Here is a 20,542-nt window from a genome sequence, read left to right as displayed (position 1 = left end):
GCGATGGCCGCATGAGGGAGGGGTTTCGGCAAAGCATGGCGTGGCTGCATACCTGGTGCGGCCTCACCTGCGGCTGGCTGCTGTGCGCGATCTTTCTCACCGGCACGATCAGCGTGTTCCGCGACCCGATCACCAGCTGGATGCAGGCCAGGCCGGCACTGCCTGGCGCCGCGACGCATGCGCCGCTGCCCCAGGCACAGCTGGTGCCACGCGCGCTGGCACACCTGCGCCAACAAGCGGCGCAGGCCACGCTGTGGCGCATCAGTTTGCCGGTGCACCCGGGCGACACCCTGGATGTGGTCTGGCGTGGCCCCGCTGGCGCCGGCCAGGCCACGCTGAGCCCCATCACCGGCGAAGTCCTGCCCACGCCGTGGGGCCGCCAGACCGAGGGCGGGCGGCATTTCATGAGCTTTCACTACACCTTGCAGGGTGGCATTCCCGGCTACTGGCTGGTGGGCTGGGTATCGATGTGCGGGCTGATTGCGTTGGTGTCCGGCGTGGTGGTGCACAAGCGCATCTTCTTGGACTTTTTCACCTTCCGCCCGGGCAAGGGGCAGCGCTCGTGGCTGGATGCGCACAACGCCACCGCCGTGCTCACGCTGCCGTTCCTGTTGATGATCGTCTACACCGGGCTGGCGTATTTCTCCACCAGCTATCTCTCCGCTCCGCTGCATGCGCTGTATGGCCAGGACGAAGACGCCTACGCCCGGTACGAGGCGGCGTTGTCGCCTGCCGCCGCGGCACCAGCGGCGCAGCCAACCCAGCACGAGCGGATGCACACCTATCTGCCCGATCTTGTGCAGCGCGCCGCAGCGCTCAATGGTCAGCCTGCGCAAACACTGGTCATTCAACGCCCGGACCAGCCTGGTGGCACGCTGCGTGTAATTGCGCGTGTTGCAGACACCGCGCACTCGCGGCAGTTGCTCAATCCACCGGCCAGCGTGGTGTTCGATCCCGGCAGTGGCGCGCTACTGGAGCGGCATGCCGTTGCGGCGCACACACCGCTGCAAGCCGCCGATGTGGATGCGACGATCAAGACCTTGCATGTGGCCGGGTTTGGCGGCTGGACCGCCAAGTGGCTGTACTTCGTCTGTGGCCTGGCCGGTACCGCGATGATCGCCACCGGCACGGTGTTGTTCACCGTCAAGCGCCGGCGCCGCAGCGAGCAGGAATTCGGCGCTGCCACGGCAGGCATCTATCGGGTGGTGGAAGCGTGCAACGTAGCCGCACTGGCCGGCACCGCGCTGGCCTGCATTGCGTACTTCTACGCAAATCGCTTGCTGCCGGTAGAGCTGGAGGCGCGGGCGCAGACGGAAATCCGGGTGTTTCTGTGGGTGTGGGCCGGCACGTTGCTGCATGGCCTGCTGCGCCCACCGCTGCGTGCCTGGGTGGAGCAATTGGGTATCACCGCCGCGTTGTGCATTGGTCTGCCGCTGCTCAACGCGGCCAGCACCGGTCAGCATGTGGGCCGCTATCTGCTCGATGGCGATCTGCAGCGCGCCGCGGTGGAACTCACCGCCGTGGGCTTCGGTGTGAGCGTTGCCTACGCCGCGTATCGCGTGCAGCAGCGCATCAGTGCGCCGCCACCCATGCGTGCGGCGCGGCGCACGCCGACAGCGGAGCCCGGTGCATGAGTAAACCGCCACAGGCATCGCCATGGCGTTACCGCGGCGCTGTCGCCGGGCGCGTGCTGGCGGCCAGCGTAGGTGGTTATGCGCTCACCGCCAGTGGCAGCGGCGTGGCCGCGCAGCTGCTGGCCCGCGTGGCAGGCGTGGCGCCGGCCGTTGCGGTGCTGGTGACCACGCTGCTGAGTTTCGTGGTCTACACGCTGCTTGCGATGTGGATGTTCCGTGCGCGCAGTGCGTGGCGGATGTGGCGGTGGATGCTCATCGCGCTGGCGGTGCTGGCAGGCATCGACTGGGTGTTGCGGGGCAGTGCATGGCCGGCATGATCGCTTCGCTCACCGCGTTGGCGCTGTGCCACGCCGGCATGATGGCGATTTGCGTGGCGATGCATCGCCATTACGAACAACTCACCGGCCAGCGCACTGCACCGCGTGCGCAGCGCTGGCAGTTGCGCGTGCTCGGTGCGTGCCTGCTGCTGAGCGCACTGGGCGTGTGCGTGCGCGCCTGGGGCGGCAGTGCGGGCGCGGTGCTATGGCTGGGCATGGCGAGCGCCGGGGCCTTGTGGGTGGTGCTGGGGCTGGCATATGCGCCGCGCCGCAGTGTCTGGGTGGCGGTAACGGTGGGATGCCTGGGCGGCGTGGCTGCGGCCGGCGCAGTGCTGGGGCTCGGCTAGTACAAGCGCAGCGTGCAGATGCGTACGCGGGTGCGTCATTGCCTGGGTAGGAGCGTGCTCGCGCGCGCGCTTGGCAGTGCCGGTAACGCGTTCGCGCACGAGTGCGCTCCTACAGGACACGGCGGTGGCGGCGCACGCGCGGCAGCGCGCCTGCACATGGTGCTACCCGGCAGGGATGCCAGAATCGGGCCATGTCACAGCCCATTCCGTCTGCCTCTCCTGCGCTGGCCGCTCTGATCGAGCGGGCCGTGGCGCGCGTCCGCCACGCCCTGCCTGCCGATGCGCCGTGGCCCGAAGGTGTTGAGCACCCGCTGGCACGCGTAGCGCTGGCCAGCGACTTCGTGGTCGACACGCTCGCCCGCCAACCTGCACTGCTCGCCCACTTGGCACAGCCAGACCCGCCGCCGCTGCCGGTGCCACGCCTGGACCCGGCGCAGCCGCAGGAGTGGGCCGCACAACTGCGCCGTTACCGCGCAGCCGCCTCCGCGCGCCTGGTCTGGCGCGACGTGCTCGGCCTGGACGAGGTGGACGCCACCCTGGCCGGTGCTACCACGTTGGCGGAAACCTGCCTGCAATGCGCGCTGCAGGCACTCGAACAGCAATTCGCCACCCGCCATGGGCAGGTGATTGCCGAAGACGGCAGCGTGCAGCGGCTGGTGGTGTTCGGGCTGGGCAAGCTCGGCGGTGGCGAACTGAATTTTTCCTCCGACGTGGATCTGGTCTATGCGTATCCGCAGGCCGGGCAGTCCGATGGCGCGCGCCCGCTGGCGGCCGAAGAATATTTCGCGCGGCTGGGCCAACAGCTGGCCAAGCTGCTCGACGAAACCACCGCCGATGGTTTCAGCCATCGCGTGGATCTGCGCCTGCGCCCGTTCGGCAGCGCCGGGCGGGTGGCGTTGTCGTTCAACGGCATGGACCAGTATTTCCAGCGCGAAGGCCGCGACTGGGAGCGCTATGCGTGGTTGAAGGCACGCGCGGTGGCCGGTGACATCGCTGCCGGCGAAGCCTGGTTGGAGACGCTGCGCCCGTTCGTGTATCGCCGCTACCTGGATTTCACCGCGCTCGACGGGCTGCGCGACATGAAGGCCGCGATCACCGCTGAAGTGGCGCGCCATGCACGCCTGGACGACATCAAGCGCGGGCCGGGCGGCATCCGCGAGATCGAGTTCCTGGCGCAATCGCTGCAGCTTATTCGCGGTGGGCGCGAAGCCAGCTTGCGCGAGCGGCGTTTGTTGCCAGCCTTGCGGGCGCTGGTGGACCTCGGGCAGATCGATCCACCCACCGGTGAGGCACTGGCCGAGGCCTATCGATTCCTGCGCCGGGTGGAGAACCGCCTGCAGATGCTGCGCGATGCACAGACGCATGCCTTGCCGCAGGGCGAGCCGGAGCGCGAACGCATCGCGCTCGGTCTGGGCTATGCGCACTGGCAGGCGTTGCTGGAGGCGTTGGCACCGCACCGCACGCGGGTGGCGGCGGAATTTGCCGAGTTGCTGGCACCGCGCGTGCACGCCACCGCGCCCGATACGCTGGCCGATTACTGGCGCGCGCTGCCCGAGGGCGATGCGGCGCCGTTGCTGGGCATCGGCCTGCACGATCCCGGCAACGCACATCACATGCTGGCCGATTTTGCACAGTCCTCCGGCGTGCGCGCGCTCTCCGATAGTGCACGCACGCGGCTGGACCGGGTGATGCCGGCGCTGCTGCATGCGGCGATCCGCGCGACCCAGCCAGACGCCGCGTTGCGGCGCGTGCTCGGCTTGCTACAAGCCACGCTGCGCCGCACCAGCTACCTGGCGCTGCTCGACGAGCAGCCCAGCGCGCTGGCTCGCCTGGTCGATGTGCTCTCGCGCAGTGCCTTGCTGGCCGAGCGCCTGGCCGCGTATCCGCTGTTGCTGGACGAACTGCTCGACACCCGCATTGCAGGGCCATTGCCGGACCGCGCGGCACTGCATGCCGCGTGCGTGGACACGCTGCAGATCGACGACCCGGAAGCGGCGCTGCGCGAACTCAACGAGCGCCGGCTTGCGCTGAGTTTCCGCATCGCGCTGGCCACGCTGGATGGGCGCCAGCAGGCGGTAGAAAGCACGCGCCAACTCGCCTGGTTGGCCGAAGCGGTGGTGCAGACGGTGCTGCAGCTGGCGCAGACGCAATTGCAGGCCGCGCATGGGCAGGTGCCGGGTGGTGCGTTCGCCATCATCGGGTACGGCAGCCTGGGCGGGATGGAACTGGGCTTCGGCTCGGACCTGGATCTGGTGTTTCTCTACGATCACCCGCGCGCGGTGGAAGCCTCCGATGGCGCGCGCCCGCTGGAATCCGGGCGCTGGTTTGCGCGCCTTGCGCAAAAGGTGATGGCGTTGCTGGGTGCCGAAACCGGCGCCGGCCGGCTCTACGACATCGACGTGCGCTTGCGCCCGGATGGTGGCAAGGGCGCGTTGGTGTCGTCGTTGGCCAGCTACCGCGAGTACCAGCGCGAGCGTGCCTGGACCTGGGAACACCAGGCGCTGGTGCGCGCACGCGCGGTGGCCGGTGATCAGGCGCTGTGCGCCGCATTTGCGCAGGTGCGGCAGGACACCTTGGCGCGTGTGCGCGACACCGCGTTGCTACTGGCCGATGTGTGCAAGATGCGCGCGCGCATGCGTGCGGAGCTGGACCGCAGCGATGCCGGGCGGCTGGATCTCAAGCAGGGGGCCGGCGGTCTGGTCGACCTGGAATTCCTGCTGCAGGCCGGCGTGCTCGGCCAGGCCGCGCAGCACCCGGCGTTGCTGCAGGCCTGCGACACGCCGGCCTTGATCGATGCCCTGGTGCAGGCACAGTGGCTGGCCGCCGATGCCGCGCCGCGATTGCACGGCGCGCATGCCACGCTAGTGGACGCTGGCCTGGCCTGCACGCTGGACCGGCGGCCGCGCCTGATCACGCCAACCGCGGCTATCCAGGACGCCACGCGCACCATCTTCGATTGTGCGCAGGCGCAAGGCCTGGCATTTCCACGCGGGCGCGACGCACCGCGGGACTAAGAGCGGCTAACAAAACGTAGCGAGCAGTTGTCAGGTGGGTGCGGACGGCGCGGAGGAACCGGAATGTACGGGGGTATATGCCGATTCCGAGCACCGGCCGCGCCCGCCCGGCGGCTGCGCAGTCGTTTTGATAGCTGCTCTAACGGTGTGCCAGGGGCATGGGGTTAGAGACCGTCGTGCAGACGCGTTGTCGCTGATGCAATGCACGCAGCCCGCGTGCCTCGCACTTCCGTGCGATTTACGTGTCAGGTCGCGGTGCGGGTGCCGCAAGTGCGGCACGCTCGACGGTGGCGGTGAAGCTGGCCGAGCGTGTCAGGGCCTGCGGATTGGCGACGATGCGCCCCAGCCGGACCAGATCACGCGACGGCGTATAGCCGCGGTAGAACACCGCCAGATTGCCCCACGGCACGTAATACATCAGGTCGCCCGCCTGCGCCTTGCCAGCCGGGCCCACCTCGGACAGGTCGAGTTTCTTCGGCAGGTAACTGATCTTCTCGGTGGCATGGAAGTCTTCGAAGTCGAGCTTCATCGGCAGCTGTGCCAACAGGTCGCGGGTGGCCGAGTTGTCGACCAACTCCGCCGCCACGACATCGCTGCCAATAGTGAGGGTGATGCGCATGGTGCGCTCCGGTGTCTGTGGGTGGGTCGCTGCCGGTGGCGTGGCCGCCGAACACGCGGTGACCAGAAAGGCGCACCCCAGCAGCAGGGTGCGCAGGCACGTGTGTGTGCGAAGCGTTGGCATTGGTGTTGCCCTCGAACGTTTAGGTAATTCACACACCACATGTGCTGCTGTCACGTAGGCGCGGCCTGGACTTGTTACGCCATGAACCTGCGTCTCCGCCCGCGCTGTGCGTGCCAACGCATCGCCATGCACCGCCATGCACCGCGCCATGGCGTGGCGCTTACTGCAGATTCTTGCGGAAGAATGCAGTCAGCGTGTCGAACGGAATCAGCGCGACGCGGTCATACAGGTCCACGTGGCCGGCGTTGGGCACGATCACCAGTTGCTTGGGTTCGCCGGCCAGACGGTACGCTTCTTCGCTGAACTCGATTGAATGCGCGTGTTCGCCGGCAATGAACAGCATCGGCCGTGGCGAGATGGTGGCGATATCGTTGAACGGGTAGAAGTTCATGAACTTGACGTTGCTGGTCAGCGTCGGGCGCGTGGTGTGATCGGGCGATTGGCCTTGTGGGGTGTACTGGCCACGTGGCGTCCGGTAGAAATCATAGAACTCGCGTTCGATCGGATTGGAGTCCTTCGCCAGCGCCAGCACCGTGCCGCCGGTGTACTCCACCGGCCCGCCGCTGAATTCGGCCGCGCGCTGCGTGGCAGCTGCGGCAATGATCTGCTTGCGTTGTTCCAGGCTGAGCCCATGGCGCAGCCCGTTGCGGTTGGCCGCGCCCATGTCGTACATGCTCACCGTGGCAATGGCGCGCATGCGTGGGTCGATCTTGGCCGCGCTGATCACGAAGCTGCCACTGCCGCAGATGCCCAGCGCGCCGATCTGCGTGCTGTCCACAAATGCCCGCGTGCCCAGGAAGTCCACCGCTGCGCTGAAGTCTTCCGCATAAATATCCGGCGACACCGCATTGCGTGGCTGGCCCTCGCTTGCGCCCCAGAATGACAGGTCCAGCGACAAGGTCACAAAGCCCTGCTCGGCAAGTTTGGTGGCATAGAGGTTGGCGCTCTGCTCCTTGGTCGCACCCATCGGGTGCCCGACCACAATGGCCGGATGGCGCTTGCCGGTGTCCAGGCCTTTGGGCACGAACAGCGTGCCGGCCACGGTCATCTGGTACTGGTTCTTGAAGGTGACCTGCTGCAGGGTCACCTTGTCGCTGGTGTAGAAATTATTCGCGTCGTGGGACATATCTGCTCCGAAGACAGTGGGTGAGATCAGCAAGAGCAGCAGAACAAGAAGGCGCAGTTGCATGGTGGGTTCTCATGGAGGGCGCGCGCCACAGCACACCGGCTCGGTGGTTGCACTGCGCTTGCTGGTGGATGGATTGGGTGCCGCGGCAGTGCGGTCGCGAGAGACGCTGTTATTGCTTTGCATCGCTTCGCACTTGCGCAGTGCCGTCTTGCCAATGACCGCGCTGCACTGACGGCGGAGATTCCGCGATTGACTGCGCAAAGCGACACGTGACCGCATGGCAGCATTTGCATGTTCGCTAACTGCGACAAATTGGCCGTGGCTAATGTGATTGCTGCCGCTGCACTGCTGCATCTCGCGGTGGCCTACTGTAGGTCAGCCGTTGCGCCGGAGCATTACCGCTCCGTGCATGCCTTCATGTGGCCGTTTCATGAGTGGTGTGCATGGCGACGAGCGGCGAGTGATCGCAACCCCACCTGTGCTGTCGAGTGGCGTCGCAATGCCAGCGACGCTCACAAGCTGACATGGAGCGCGCGTGGCAAGGCAGTGCCCGGCTCGAGCAGCGCGACATCGTCAGCCTGCTTTGCTTGATGGGCAGCATCGAAACGCAATGGTAGACATGAGAGCTGCGGTGGCAGCAGTGCGTCTACACGCCACCCAACTGGCCGTTGCCACGTGTCGCTATGACAATGGACTTGAATGTGCCCGCCTCGGTGCGGGTATGACGGACGCATGCGACAAGCCGACAGCACGCCATCAAAAAACTTACCGGGCTGCCCGCGTTTGGACGCTCAGCGATCAGCCTTATTGCATGCAGTGCACAGGCGCGCGGCTGCGCTCGTACAAGCAGCCTGCTCGCGCGCACTCATGGATTGGCGTGCGGAACACCACGCCAGAGCAAGGCGCGGAACGGGCCGAGCAGAAACACGCCCATGCCCAGTTTTACGGCCAGGTCGCCTGCCGCCCAACTCAGCCAGGGCAGCGCGGCGCCGGCAAAGGCGATGCTCCAGAAGATGGCGGTATCCAGGGTGGCACTGCAGGTGGTCGCTACGATCGGCGCGCGCCACCAGCGGCCGTGACGCAGCCGGTCGAATACGGTGATGTCCAGCAATTGCGCAGCGATGAAGGCCGTGCACGATGCAGCGGCAATGCGCGGTGTGGCCAGCCAGATCGATAACAGCACCGCCAGCGCAAACCCGCACCAGGCCACCGTGCGCGCCGCGCGCGGGCCGAAGCGCCGATTGATCAGGTTGCTCACCAGAAACGCCAACGGATACGAAAACGCGCCCCACGTCAGCCAGTCGTTGATCGGGTACTGCACCAGGATGTTGGACAGCAGTACCACCGCGCCCATGGCCGAGACCGCCCACAACAGGGCGCGAACGGTGAGCGGTGCGAAGGTGGGAGCAGGCGCGGCAGGCATGGCGGGACAACAGCAGTCATGGGGCGGCGCTAATTATCCGTGCGTCGCCGCGTATGGGCTACTGCGGCTTCTGCTCCGACTTCACTGTGCTGACAGCGGCCATCACGGACTGAGGCACGCTCGCGCGAAAGAAGGGCGCGAAACAGCCAACACAAAGCGATCAGCTGCAGCAGGCGATGCGTGCGATGTGCTGTTGCAGGCTCACAGCGCGCTATTCGCCAGGGCCGTGTTACCAGGCCTGGCTGCTGTTCTGTGCAGCCGATTCCGCAGTCGGCACGAATGCCAGCGCCTCGCCCTGCGCCGATTGCACGGTCCAGCCCGCACCGGCGGGGCTTGGCTGGAAGGTCACCGTCTCGCCAACGCGGAACCCTGCAGCCGGTGCGTCATTGCGGACAGGCCAACGTAGCAATGCGGTGTTGGCAGCTTGCGCAGGATCCTGGAGTTGGACCTCGCTGCCGCCGTCGGGCGTGGGGCCTACCGATGTCACGCGCATTGGCGGCAACGGCCCGGCGGATGCTTTGTTCGACGCGTGGGTGAGCGCCTCCGAGCCCGCTACTGCGCTGTGCGTCAACGCCAACGACACGAAGTACGGCGCGGAGATCACCAGAATGGCCGACATCGCAGACGCGTCGCCACGGGTGATGGTGGTCAGGCCGGCCTGCGCCTGCATCGGCTGGCCGGCGCTGAGCGCCAGCAACGCCACGAAGCTGACGGATCGGAAGGATGAGGTCATGGAGATGCTCCGTGCGCGGCAGCGCTGCGTGGAATGGAGAACTCCTGCAGCAGCGCCTTGCGCTGTTGCAGGAAGTCGAACACCGACTCGACCGTGATCACCGAGTAATTGCCGGAGATGCGTTCGCTGGCCGGATGGTCGCTCACTGCCGCATTGGCCACAAAGAAACGGGCCCCAATGCGTTTACTCAAATCGAGATGCAGGCGGGTGGGTTGGTAATCGGCATGCTTGAGCCAGGCCTGCGCGCTACGGCGATCTACAACTGGCGCCGCCACCGCTGTGGCCTGTGCGTCGGATTGCGCAAGCGCGGCGGCCAGTATCTCCAGCACCCACTGATTGGAGTTCTGGTAATCGGTAGAAAACGGGTAGGCGATCATGCTGTAGCGCGGCGTGTGCAGGGCGTGCGCCAGGGTACCGGGATCCTGCAACAAGCGCTGCAGCGTTTGTTGCACCTCAGGCGACGGCACGCCGACGCGCAGATCCGCATGCAGCGCGCTTTCGCCGATGAAATTGCTCAGCCCTTCGCGATAGAGCTCGGAGGTGTCGGATTTGCAGTGATTGAGCAGGTGCGTGACGCGCCAGTTGCCATCGTCTTCGCGCAGTGCGAAGGCGAGATGACTATGTTTCAGCCCATACCGGCTCAGGTCCTGGCCACCGCGTGCCAACAGGACGACGCGTGCACCGTCCAGCGTGTCCAGCGCCTGCTGCGTGGACCGGGCCAGGTCGAACATGGCCGCCAGCGTGGCCGGTGTCGGGTAGTGCGGGATGCAGGTCGGCGCACCGATCGCAGGTAGGGTGGCAAGGAACAGCATGATCGCCATTGCGTAGCGCATGCGGTGTCCGTGAGAGCGCTGCATCTGGGGGCGTCTTCCTTGTGCGGTCATGGCGTTGCTGTCGGCCCTGTCATAAGCCCAGGCGCATACGCACCTGCGCCGCAATCCGTTCGGTTTCGCGTACCGGTGTCATAGCGGCCGTGGCAGCCAGAACTTCATCGGCCGCGCACAGGCGCTGGCGCTGCTGCAGTGCCTGCACATAGGCGCCGACACGGCCGCGCGCGAATTCCGCACAGGCCGCCACCACCGGCACGGGTGTGGCGCAGGCTTCGGAGAGCAGGTTGACCGAATCAGCGCTGGCCATGATCGCGTCCGCCCAGCCCAGCAGGCCGGCATACGGGTTGGCGCCATCGCGCGCGTCGCACCACAGCAGGCCGGGGTTGCCCTGCTGCAGGGTGCGCAACAGCGCAACCACCTCCGGCGGCGTGCGGCGCGAGGCGGTGATCAGCAGGCTGCCGCCTGCGGTGCGCACCTGCGCCTGCACGGCATTGCACTGCGCTGCCAGCGCCTGCGGTGTCCACGGCACCTGCGTGGTGGGCCCGCCGATCAACAGCGCCACACGTGGGCCCGGCAGTGCGCCTACACTAGGGAATGCCGCGCGCCCGGCGGCCAGCCAGGCGTCGTCCACCGGATGCAGGCTGCCAAGCAGGGTGAGCACGTTCTCGCCGCGCAGTGCATCGTGCTCGGGCACCACCACCAAGTCCCACTGGCGCCGGTCGAGCCGCGGGTCCAGGATCTGCACCGCCACGCTGCCGCGGGCGCGCAGCAGACGCGTGGCCAACGCCGCCTGGCGTCCGCAGCCAATCACCAGGCCGGGCGGCTGTTGCAGTTGCGCGGCAAATGCCGGCCCGAAGGCCGCGCTGGCGCCGGGCAGGTGTCGCGGCGCGGCCCAGCGCCAGGGCGCTCTGGCCTGCAGATGCAGTGCATGCATGGTGTCGGGGTGCAGGGCGCGGGCCAGCGCTTCGGCCTGGCGGGCATTGCCGGCGCGCCCGTCGCTCACCGCCCAGGTCACTGCCATCGTTTCAGATCCGACATAGATTTGTTTCAGATTGAGCGTGTGTTCCAGCAATCGCACCACTCTACACTGCGGGTCTTCACACTGGCGCCGTTGCTGCACCCTACTGTCGCCATCCCACTGTCTCCCGGAGTCTCCATGTCCGACCTGCTCAACGCTGCCGCGCTGGATCAGCTGTTTCGCACCGCTCGCACGCAAAACGCCTTCCTCGATACGCCGGTCAGCGAAGACCTGTTGCGCGAGCTCTATGACCTGGTCAAGTGGGGCCCCACCGCGGCCAATGGCTCGCCGGCGCGGTTCGTGTTCGTGACCACCGCCGAGGGCAAGGAAAAGCTCAAGCCGGCATTGTCCGAAGGCAACGCCGCCAAGACCCTGGCCGCACCGGTGACGGCGATCATTGGGTTTGACGAAGACTTCCACGAGAAGCTGCCGTACCTGTTCCCGCATGCCGATGCCAAGAGCTGGTTCGACGGCCCGCGTACGGCGCGCACCGAGTCCGCATTCCGCAACAGCTCGCTGCAGGGCGCGTACCTGATCCTGGCCGCGCGTGCGCTGGGCCTGGATGCCGGCCCGATGTCCGGCTTCGACAATGCCAAGGTGGACGCCGCGTTCTTTGCCGGCACGCCGATTAAATCCAACTTTCTGGTCAATCTCGGGTACGGTGACCCGGCCGGGCTGTTCCCGCGCCTGCCGCGCCTGAGTTTCGACGAAGCCGCTCGCATCGCTTAAGCGCGCGGTCGCTGTTTCCCGCAGTCCTCGTCCGTCTGCCCCTGTCCCATCGCGTCGCCTCGGCGCGCTCACCCATCTCAAGGAGTTTCAATGAAGACCACCCATAAGCTGTTGCTGCCGCTCGCCCTGACCCTGGCCATCGCTGCCTGCTCGAAGCCGGCCGACAACGCTGCCGCGCCGGCTGCCGAAACCCCGGCCGCCACCGCCCCGGCCGACGCCGCTGCTGCGCCCGCACCGGCTGCCGATGCGTCGACCGCGCCGGCCGTGCAGGTGGCCTCCGGCACCTACACGCTGGACCCGACCCATACCGACGTGCTGGCGCAGTGGAGCCACTTCGGCTTCTCCAACCCCACCGCGCACTTCGGCAATGTCGACGGCACCCTGGTGTACGACGCGGCCGACGTGACCAAGTCGACCGTGCAGGTGACCCTGCCGCTGTCCGGCTTGAACAGCTTCACCGCCAAGTTCGACGAACACCTGAAGAGCGGTGATTTCTTCGACGCGGCCAAGTTCCCGAGCGCCACCTTCAAGAGCACCAAGGTCGAGTCGGCCGGCACCAACAAGCTGACCGTCACCGGCGATCTGACCATCAAGGACCAGACCAAGCCGGTCGTGCTGGACGTCACCCTCAACGGTGCCGGCGAGCACCCGATGAAGAAGGTGCCGGCCGCTGGTTTCGACGCCACCACCACGATCAAGCGCAGCGATTTCGGCGTTGGCCAGTACGCGCCCAACGTCAGCGACGAGGTCAAGATCCGCATCACCACCGAGGCCCTGCAGGCCAAGGCCGGCGACGCTGCCGCGAAGTAATTCGTCGCGCTGCCGACGCACCGGTGCGCGCAGTCGCACCGATGTGTGGAATACAAAAAGCCCGCCAATTGGCGGGCTTTTTGTTTGTGCGCGTGACCGGCGCCATGCAGTGATGCGGTGAACCACAACCGCTCAGCTCGTGTAGGAGCGGCCTTGGCCGCGAGGGCTTCACCGTCAGCCTAAAACTACGCACGACCAATCAGCTCTTGTAGGAGCGGCCCAGGCCGCGAGGGCTCCACCCTCAGCCCCAGCACCACGCACGACCAATCAGCTCTTGTAGGAGCGGCCCAGGCCGCGAGGGCTTCACCATCAGCCCAAACACCACGCACGACCAATCAGCTTTTGTAGGAGCGGCCTAGGCCGCGAGGGCTCCACCCTCAGCCCAACACCACACACCACGCACGCCGTAAACCACGCACCAACGCCTCACTCCCCAGCCGGATTCGCCTTCCAATAGCCCTTCGCACGCACCGACTCCTTGTCCACCTGCAGGTGCTCTTCCAGGAACTTGCGCATTGCCCGCGCGCGCATCGATTCGGCGCCGATCCAGTAGAACGTGTCGCCGTCGTGCGGTTCGTAGTCGCGCAGGCTGTCTTCCAGCAGCGTGCTCGTCGCAGCGTCGAAGCCGTTGCGCTCCAGCCAGTAGATGTCCACGTCGGCAGCGCTGAGCAGCTCCTGGCGCTCGGCCGCGTCGGCAATTTCGATGTAGACCTCCGCGTGCATGTCGGCCGGCATGGCTTCCAGCCAGCGGCCGATTGCGGGCAACGCGGTTTCGTCGCCGAGCAGCACGTAGTGGTCGTAGTCGTCGGCCACCAGGAACGAGCCGCGTGGGCCGCCGATTTTCAAGTCATCGCCGGGCTGCGCCTGTGCCGCCCAGCTGGAGGCCACGCCATCGCCATGCAGCACGAAATCGATGCTCAATTCGCTACTCTGCGGGTCGAAATAGCGCGGCGTGTAGTCGCGGCCGGGCGAGGGCACGGCGCCCGCGTCGTAGCGCGGGCCTTCGGCCGTCATTGTCGGCAGCACGAAGGCGCCGTCGGCATTGGGAAAGAACAGTTTGACGTGGTTGTCCGGGGCATCGCTCTGGAAGCCGGCCAACTCGCTGCCGCCAAACACGATGCGGCGCATCTGCGGGGTGATCGTTTCGCAGCGCAGTACCTGTACGGAGCGCAGGCGGGGGTCGCGGCGAACTTGGGTATTGGTGTGGACAGCCATGGAGTGCAATTCCTGGGGAAGGCCACGCAGCACGTGGCGGGGGAGGGGCGCATCGGCGCGGTCAGGCTGGCGGCGGCGGGCCAATGTCACGGTACAAGCGCGGTGCGCAGGCTCAGGTGTCGCCTGGCTCCATGCCGTCGGCGGCGGCGTTGAGCAGCGCGGCAATGCGCGCGGTTTCGGCCTCGGTCCATTGCCCATGCCGGGCGAACAGGCCGTGTTTGATGCGGTGGATGGCGTCGCGGATCGGCGCCGGCGTCTGTGCCTTGATCAGGTCGCGCGCGCGGCGGTGCGTGCGTGCCAGGGCGGCGTCCAGCGCATCGCGGTGCGCACTGGCGTGGCCGCGGCCGGCTTCGGTGATCTGGTAACGCTTGCGCCCGTGGTCCTGGTCGGTGAGCACCCAACCGTCGGTTTCCAACTGCGCCAGCGCCGGGTAAATCGTGCCGGCGCTGGGCGTATACAGCCCCTTGAACAGCTGGGCGATCTGGCGCATCAGCTCGTACCCATGGCGCGGCTGCTGCTCGATCAGCGCCAGCAACAGCAGACGCAGGTCGCCATGGCCAAGCGGGCGCGCGGTGCCAGCTCGCCGGGCGCGCCCGGCGGGAGTGTCGAAATCTGACGCGGCGATGGGGTCGGAAGGAGCTTGCATTCGATATATCGAATTTTTCGAAACGATATATCGAAATGCGGGCTGCAGCAAGTGCGCAGCTGTCGCCCAGCTGACTTGCACGGCACGGAAACTGCTCGGCGCAGCTGGATGCTGCAGCGCCGCTAGACAGGGAAGGTCTGCATAATTATGATGTAATTACTTCGACATTACGGGCTCGGCCCAGTGAGGCGTACGCGATGAGTCGACAGTGGGACATCCAGGCCGAGAGCCGCCGCCAGCGCCTGCAGCGCGCCGCCGCGCTCGCGCCCCGCGGGCGGGTGGTGGCCGCCGACGATGTGGTGGCGCTGCTGGAAGCGGTGATCGAGCCGGGCGACCGCGTCTGCCTGGAAGGCAATAACCAGAAGCAGGCCGATTTCCTGGCGCGCTGCCTCACCGAGGTGGACCCGGCGCGCGTGCACGACCTGCACATGGTGCAGTCGGTGCTGTCGCTGCCCGCGCACCTGGACGTGTTCGAACGCGGCATCGCCAAGCGTCTGGATTTCTCGTTCTCCGGCCCGCAGGCCGCGCGCCTGGCCGGGCTGGTAAGCGAAGGGCGCATCGAGATCGGCGCCATCCACACCTACCTGGAACTGTTCGGCCGCTATTTCATCGACCTCACCCCGCGCATCGCGCTGGTCACCGCACAGGCGGCCGACCGCCACGGCAATCTCTACACCGGCCCCAACACAGAAGACACGCCGGTGATCGTGGAGGCCACCGCATTCAAGGGCGGCATCGTCATCGCGCAGGTCAACGAAATCCTGGACACGCTGCCGCGCGTAGACATCCCGGCCGATTGGGTGGACTTCGTCACCCACGCGCCCAAGCCCAATTACATCGAACCGCTGTTCACCCGCGACCCGGCGCAGATCTCCGAGATCCAGGTGCTGATGGCAATGATGGCCATCAAGGGCATCTACGCCGAATACGGTGTGGACCGGCTCAATCACGGCATCGGTTTCGATACCGCTGCCATCGAATTGCTGCTGCCCACCTACGCCGAGTCGCTAGGGCTGAAGGGCAAAATCTGCAGGCATTGGGCGCTGAATCCGCATCCGGCGCTGATCCCGGCGATTGAATCGGGCTTCGTGCAATCGGTGCATTCGTTCGGCTCGGAACTGGGCATGGAGAAGTACATCGCTGCGCGCCCGGATGTGTTCTTCACCGGTGCCGACGGCAGCATGCGTTCCAACCGCGCGCTCTCGCAGACTGCGGGTTTATATGCGTGCGACATGTTTATCGGTTCCACCTTGCAGATCGATTTGCAGGGCAACAGTTCCACCGCCACGCGCGATCGCATCGCCGGCTTCGGGGGTGCGCCGAATATGGGTTCAGATGCGCGTGGCCGCCGCCATGCCAGCGCCGCCTGGCTCAAGGCCGGCCGTGAAGCCGCACGGCCGGGCGAAATGCCGCGCGGGCGCAAGCTGGTGGTGCAGATGGTGGAAACCTTTCGCGAGCACATGGCGCCGGCCTTCGTCGACAAGCTCGATGCGTGGGAGCTGGCCGAGCGCGCCAACCTGCCGCTGCCGCCGGTAATGATCTACGGCGACGACGTCAGCCATGTGCTCACCGAAGAGGGCATCGCCAACCTGCTGCTGTGCCGCACGCCGGAAGAACGCGAGCAGGCAATCCGCGGCGTGTCCGGTTACACCGCGGTCGGCCTGGGCCGGGACAAGCGCATGGTGGAAAACCTGCGCGACCGCGGGGTCATCAAGCGTCCCGACGATCTGGGCATCCGCCCGCGCGATGCCACGCGCGATCTGCTTGCCGCGCGCACGGTCAAGGACCTGGTGCGCTGGTCCGGTGGGTTGTACGACCCGCCGAAACGTTTTCGCAACTGGTAGGGGTAGTGCATGGAAACCCTGCGTTATCGCTTCGATGGCCGCAACGGCGCACGCACCGGGCTCGATCACGCCCTGGTCGGCGTGGTTGCCTCCGGCAATCTGGAAGTGCTGGTCGAGCGCGTGCCGCTGGGCGGCGCGATGGAGATCGAAATCGTCACCGCCGCACGCGGCTTCGGTGAGATTTGGCAAGCGGTGCTGGACGATTTCGCCGCACGTCACCCGCTGCAGGACGTGCGCATCAGCATCAACGATGTGGGCGCTACGCCGGCGGTGGTGAGCCTGCGTCTGGAGCAGGCCATCGACGTGCTGCAAGGAGCCGACGCATGAGCCGCCACGATCCCGCACACACCCATGACCTCGTAGGAGCGCGCCTGCGCGCGAGAGGCGTTACCGGTAAGGCCTCGATCGCGCACAAGTGCGCTCCTACGCAAGCAGTCCCCGGCCAACGCATCAGCACCGTAGGAGCGCGCTCGCGCGCGATGGGCGTTACCGGTAATGCCTCGATCGCGCACAAGTGCGCTCCTACACAAGCAGTCATCAGCCAATGCATCAGCACCGTAGGAGCGCGCTCGCGCGCGATGGGCATTACCAGTAACAACACCTCAATCGCGCCCAGCCACTTGCCTACACACGCCATCCGGAGCCGCGCATGAGCACCACCGTTCCCATGGCCGAGCGCAGCTACTACGAAGCCGACGCGCGCGAGCGCATCGACGGGCTGCTGGACGCCGGCAGCTTCACTGAATTCGTCGGCCCACGTCGCCGCCTGATCAGCCCGCACCTGGCGCAACTCGATACCCCCGGCGCATTCGACGACGGCATCGTGGTCGGCGAAGGACGCCTGCGCGGACGCCACGTGCTCATCGCCGCCCAGCAAGGCGCCTTCATGGGCGGTGGTGTTGGCGAAGTGCATGGCGCCAAACTCACCGGCTTGCTGGAACGCGCGGCGGCCACCATGCCCGATGCGGTGGTGCTGTTGCTCGACACCGGCGGAGTGCGCCTGCACGAAGCCAATGCAGGCTTGATCGCCATCTCCGAAATCATGCGCGCCACCCTGGGTGCCCGCGCGGCCGGCGTGCCGGTGCTGGCGCTGATCGGCAGCGGCAATGGCGCCTTCGGCGGCATGGGCATCGTGGCGCGCTGCTGCAGTGCGGTGATCATGTCCGAAGAAGGGCGGCTGTCGTTGTCCGGGCCGGACGTGATCGAAACCGTGCGTGGCGTGGAAGAATTCGACGCACGCGATCGTGCGTTGGTATGGCGCGTCACCGGTGGAAAGCACCGCTATTTGATTGGCGATGCACAGACGCTGGTGCCCGACCGCATTGCCGCGTTTGCAGACGCCGCGGCCACCACGCTGGACACACTGGCCGAACCACAGGGCGATGCCGCGTTGCAGGCACTGGAGCGCGAACACCACGCGCTGGCGGCGCGCATCACCGCGTATGGCGATTGCCGCGACGGGGTGGAGATCTGGCGCCGCCAGGGCATTGCCGACCCGGAGCGCTTGCCGCTGCTGGACACCGACGCCTTCCTCGCGGCCACCGCCGACCGGAGCACGCCATGACCCTGAGCGCGTTATTCGACCAGCTGTTTCCGCTGGGCCACGCCATCGCCTGCAACGACGATGTGCTGACCGGCAGCGCCACCACCGCAGCCGGCGAGGTCACCGTGATCGGCACCGCCAACAAGCTGGAGGTCGGTGTGGACCATGCGCTCGCCCTGGCTGCCACGGTGTTGGCCAGCACGCGCACGCATCCGCAGCGGCCGATCGTGATGCTGGCCGACACCGCCGGGCAACGGCTGGCACGGCGTGACGAATTGCTCGGCATCAATGGCTATTTCGCGCATCTGGCTAAGTCGCTCGATCTGGCGCGTGCACGCGGCGCACGGCTGGTGACGCTGGTGTACGGCGAATCGGTGAGTGGCGGGTTTCTGTCGTTCGGCTTGATGGCCGACCACATCCATGCCTTGCCGGATGCGCATGTCCGCGTGATGGATCTGCGTGCGATGGCGCGCGTGACCAAGCAGACCGTGGACACTTTGCAGGCCTTGAGCAAAAGTTCGCCGGTGTTTGCGCCCGGCGTCGAAAATTACGTGCGTATGGGCGCGGTGGAATCTCTGTGGGACGGCGACCTGGCGCAAGCCTTGCTCGACGCCCTGGCAACGCCCGGCACCGGTGATCAGCGGCGGACGCTCGGTGCCGAGCGCGGTGGCCGCACGCTGGCGCGCGATGTCAGCGCCGCCGTGGCAGCGGGCGAGGCCTGAGCATGGCCGGCCGCCACGCCCTGGTGTGGTTACGGGCAGATGCGCCGTGGCAGGCGCTCACGCCTGGAGCACAGCCGCGGCTGCAGGCCTGGTTTGCAGCGGGATTTCCGGCGGTGGTTGCACGCCGCGATGGCGCTGAGCAGCCCGGCCAGGTGCGGCTGGGCGTGCCCTTGCCACCCGCGGAAGGCAAACAGCGCATTGCCTTATGCGCGCAAGTGAGCGACATCGCCCGCAGCGTGCCTGCGCTGACCTTGCCCGAGGTCATCTCGCAGGCGCCACCGCAATGGCAAGGCGCGCTGCACGCATTGCAGGCGCAGGCCGCAGCCATCGGCATGCAGCCGCGCGTCTTCGGCAGCTTTGCGTTTCAGGCAGTGACCGGGCTGCCGTATGTGCATGCCGCTTCGGACGTGGATCTGCTGTGGACACTGGACACGCCAACGCAGGCGCACGCGGTGGTCACGCTGCTGCAGCAATGGGAACACACCACGGCACGACGTGCCGATGGCGAACTGCTGCTGCCCGACGGCAACGCGGTGAACTGGCGCGAATATGCCGGCGACGCGCAGCAGGTGCTGGTGAAGCGCAACGACGGATGCCGGTTGCTGCCGCGCACCGCGCTGTTTCCAGAGCGGTGCGCGGCATGAATATGCGTGCAGCACATCACCCTGCATCGCGGGGCATCACCGCAGCCCCCGTAGGAGCGCGCCTGAGCGCCACGGGCATGCCCGGTAACACGCCCGAAACAGCGTGCGCTATCGATATGGAATGCGCTCGTATGTCCTCGGTCACTACCGGCCTAGCATCAGAGCCTGACACTTCAAGCAGCAGCACGCTGCCGAATCGCGTTATGCAGGCACTCCATGCCGATGCGGCGCCTCGGCAAGTTCCAGTGTCTACAGGCGAAAGACCGCGCGACGTTCCACACGCAAGCGCTGTCAATGACACTGCAGCGAACACCCGCGCGGGCGTGCCATCTGCAGCAACTGCATCGCCCCTGGCCCACCGCCTGGGTCGCCTTGCGGTATGCGCACTGCACGCCGAGCTGGCCTGCGCGCCCAAGCCGGGTCTGGTCACGCCGTTCGATGCAGGCAGTCATACCGATATGGATGCGTCCACCTTCCTGCGCAGCCTGTTTGCGTTGCGCGGCTATTTTGTCGCCATCGCGCAGGCCGGAATTGCGCAGGCGCCATTCGAGCACCTGCGCCAGCTCGGCATCGCTGCCGAGGCCGCGATGGCGCGTGCCACCGGCGGCATCAACACCCACCGTGGCGCCATCTTCAGCCTCGGCCTGCTCACTGCACAGGCAGCGCGCCTGCGTGCGGTGCATGGGCGCCAGCCCAGCGGCGAGCATGTGTGTTGCGCGGTGCAGGCGTGGAGCGCCGCGCTGCAGGCTGCACCGCTGGATTCCCAAAGTCACGGCCAACGCATGCGTGCGCAGTACCGCGTGGCCGGCGTGCGCGAGCAGGCCGCAGCCGGTTACCCGCTGCTACGCAATGTGGCATTGCCGGCGCTGCGCGCTGCGATGGCTAGTGGCGCATCGCGTGAGGCGGCCTTGGCGCAGACGTTGATGCAGCTCATCGCCGAGGCGGACGATCTCAATCTGCTGCATCGTGGCGGCCAGGCCGGCTTGGCACATGCGCAACAGCAGGCGCGCGCGTTCCTGGCGGCCGGCGGCATTGCACAGGCGGGCTGGCGTGCGCAGCTGGCGCACATCGGTGATGGATTCGTCGCGCGCCGGCTGAGCCCAGGCGGCAGCGCCGACCTGCTGGCCTGTGCGTGGTTTCTGCATGCGCAGGAGGCGCTGTAAGCATGCGCACCGCACTGCTGGCAGCACAGCTTTCAAGCG

General features: G+C 66.9%; 20 protein-coding genes and 1 other RNA gene. 12 read left to right on the top strand and 9 right to left on the bottom strand.

Annotated elements, in window-relative coordinates; translation table 11 throughout:
- The first annotated feature begins 11 nt into the window (after positions 1 to 11).
- From QRM89_RS09495 to glnE, 4 genes are all read left to right on the top strand, one after another.
- A complete protein-coding gene (locus QRM89_RS09495; protein ID WP_285447883.1) occupies positions 12 to 1,634 on the top strand; it encodes a PepSY-associated TM helix domain-containing protein in 1,623 nt (540 codons plus the stop codon).
- A complete protein-coding gene (locus QRM89_RS09490) occupies positions 1,631 to 1,951 on the top strand; it encodes a DUF3649 domain-containing protein (protein WP_285447882.1) in 321 nt (106 codons plus the stop codon). The genes QRM89_RS09495 and QRM89_RS09490 overlap by 4 nt, the downstream gene beginning before the upstream one ends.
- Positions 1,840 to 2,298 carry a DUF3325 domain-containing protein gene (locus tag QRM89_RS09485; RefSeq protein WP_285447881.1) on the top strand — a complete coding sequence of 153 codons (459 nt, stop codon included), beginning with the start codon at positions 1,840 to 1,842 and terminating at the stop codon, positions 2,296 to 2,298. The genes QRM89_RS09490 and QRM89_RS09485 overlap by 112 nt, the downstream gene beginning before the upstream one ends.
- A gap of 191 nt (positions 2,299 to 2,489) precedes the next feature.
- A complete protein-coding gene (gene glnE, locus QRM89_RS09480) occupies positions 2,490 to 5,312 on the top strand; it encodes a bifunctional [glutamate--ammonia ligase]-adenylyl-L-tyrosine phosphorylase/[glutamate--ammonia-ligase] adenylyltransferase (protein WP_285447880.1) in 2,823 nt (940 codons plus the stop codon).
- A gap of 4 nt (positions 5,313 to 5,316) precedes the next feature.
- Here the strand turns inward: glnE and QRM89_RS09475 are convergent.
- The 7 genes from QRM89_RS09475 to QRM89_RS09445 all read right to left on the bottom strand — a co-directional run bounded on the left by QRM89_RS09475 (position 5,317) and on the right by QRM89_RS09445 (position 11,190).
- Positions 5,317 to 5,391, bottom strand: a non-coding RNA gene (locus QRM89_RS09475) — sX9 sRNA.
- Positions 5,392 to 5,550: 159 nt separating this feature from the next.
- Entirely contained in the window at positions 5,551 to 5,931 is a 381-nt protein-coding gene (locus QRM89_RS09470) for a cyclophilin-like fold protein (protein WP_285447879.1), read from the bottom strand.
- Between the two features lie 283 nt (positions 5,932 to 6,214).
- Positions 6,215 to 7,243 (bottom strand): alpha/beta hydrolase, encoded by a 1,029-nt coding sequence (locus tag QRM89_RS09465; protein WP_285447878.1) that lies wholly within the window; start codon positions 7,241 to 7,243, stop codon positions 6,215 to 6,217.
- 805 nt (positions 7,244 to 8,048) lie between these two features.
- Positions 8,049 to 8,606, bottom strand: coding sequence for a VUT family protein (locus QRM89_RS09460; protein ID WP_115556866.1), 558 nt, complete (start codon positions 8,604 to 8,606; stop codon positions 8,049 to 8,051).
- A gap of 229 nt (positions 8,607 to 8,835) precedes the next feature.
- The gene (locus QRM89_RS09455; protein ID WP_119961047.1) at positions 8,836 to 9,339 is read right to left on the bottom strand and encodes a hypothetical protein; all 504 of its coding nucleotides are present in this window, start codon (positions 9,337 to 9,339) and stop codon (positions 8,836 to 8,838) included.
- Complete coding sequence (locus tag QRM89_RS09450) at positions 9,336 to 10,196, bottom strand: DUF2145 domain-containing protein (protein WP_285447877.1); 861 nt, start codon at positions 10,194 to 10,196, stop codon at positions 9,336 to 9,338. The genes QRM89_RS09455 and QRM89_RS09450 overlap by 4 nt, the downstream gene beginning before the upstream one ends.
- Positions 10,197 to 10,242: 46 nt before the next feature.
- A complete protein-coding gene (locus QRM89_RS09445) occupies positions 10,243 to 11,190 on the bottom strand; it encodes an ELM1/GtrOC1 family putative glycosyltransferase (RefSeq protein ID WP_285447876.1) in 948 nt (315 codons plus the stop codon).
- A gap of 135 nt (positions 11,191 to 11,325) precedes the next feature.
- Between QRM89_RS09445 and QRM89_RS09440 the strand changes: the two genes are divergently transcribed.
- Positions 11,326 to 11,916, top strand: coding sequence for a malonic semialdehyde reductase (locus tag QRM89_RS09440; protein ID WP_011038689.1), 591 nt, complete (start codon positions 11,326 to 11,328; stop codon positions 11,914 to 11,916).
- Between the two features lie 90 nt (positions 11,917 to 12,006).
- A complete protein-coding gene (locus QRM89_RS09435; protein ID WP_103701458.1) occupies positions 12,007 to 12,726 on the top strand; it encodes a YceI family protein in 720 nt (239 codons plus the stop codon).
- 426 nt (positions 12,727 to 13,152) lie between these two features.
- On the opposite strand, the gene QRM89_RS09430 is transcribed toward QRM89_RS09435, so the two are convergent.
- Positions 13,153 to 13,941 (bottom strand): siderophore-interacting protein, encoded by a 789-nt coding sequence (locus tag QRM89_RS09430; protein ID WP_285447875.1) that lies wholly within the window; start codon positions 13,939 to 13,941, stop codon positions 13,153 to 13,155.
- A 112-nt stretch (positions 13,942 to 14,053) separates the two neighbouring features.
- Positions 14,054 to 14,587: a PadR family transcriptional regulator gene (locus QRM89_RS09425; protein WP_285447874.1), complete on the bottom strand. Its 534-nt coding sequence runs from the start codon at positions 14,585 to 14,587 to the stop codon at positions 14,054 to 14,056.
- Between the two features lie 197 nt (positions 14,588 to 14,784).
- On the opposite strand from QRM89_RS09425, the gene mdcA reads away from it, so the two are divergent.
- The 6 genes from mdcA to mdcB all read left to right on the top strand — a co-directional run bounded on the left by mdcA (position 14,785) and on the right by mdcB (position 20,503).
- A complete protein-coding gene (gene mdcA, locus QRM89_RS09420; RefSeq protein WP_285447873.1) occupies positions 14,785 to 16,431 on the top strand; it encodes a malonate decarboxylase subunit alpha in 1,647 nt (548 codons plus the stop codon).
- Between the two features lie 9 nt (positions 16,432 to 16,440).
- Positions 16,441 to 16,758, top strand: coding sequence for a malonate decarboxylase acyl carrier protein (mdcC, locus tag QRM89_RS09415; RefSeq protein WP_040940535.1), 318 nt, complete (start codon positions 16,441 to 16,443; stop codon positions 16,756 to 16,758).
- A gap of 340 nt (positions 16,759 to 17,098) precedes the next feature.
- Positions 17,099 to 17,995, top strand: a complete 897-nt coding sequence (locus QRM89_RS09410; RefSeq protein WP_176994153.1) for a biotin-independent malonate decarboxylase subunit beta — start codon at positions 17,099 to 17,101, stop codon at positions 17,993 to 17,995.
- Entirely contained in the window at positions 17,992 to 18,696 is a 705-nt protein-coding gene (mdcE, locus tag QRM89_RS09405) for a biotin-independent malonate decarboxylase subunit gamma (RefSeq protein ID WP_285447872.1), read from the top strand. The genes QRM89_RS09410 and mdcE overlap by 4 nt, the downstream gene beginning before the upstream one ends.
- Before the next feature lie 2 nt (positions 18,697 to 18,698).
- Complete coding sequence (gene mdcG / locus QRM89_RS09400) at positions 18,699 to 19,340, top strand: malonate decarboxylase holo-[acyl-carrier-protein] synthase (RefSeq protein WP_115541113.1); 642 nt, start codon at positions 18,699 to 18,701, stop codon at positions 19,338 to 19,340.
- Between the two features lie 323 nt (positions 19,341 to 19,663).
- Complete coding sequence (gene mdcB, locus QRM89_RS09395) at positions 19,664 to 20,503, top strand: triphosphoribosyl-dephospho-CoA synthase MdcB (RefSeq protein ID WP_285447871.1); 840 nt, start codon at positions 19,664 to 19,666, stop codon at positions 20,501 to 20,503.
- Positions 20,504 to 20,542: the final 39 nt, after the last annotated feature.

The organism is Xanthomonas sp. LMC-A-07 (assembly GCF_030208825.1).
GTDB classification, from domain to species: Bacteria; Pseudomonadota; Gammaproteobacteria; order Xanthomonadales; family Xanthomonadaceae; genus Xanthomonas; species Xanthomonas campestris.
Note: the sequence above shows the minus strand (reverse complement) of the source record. Positions and strands in the feature narration are given on the sequence as shown.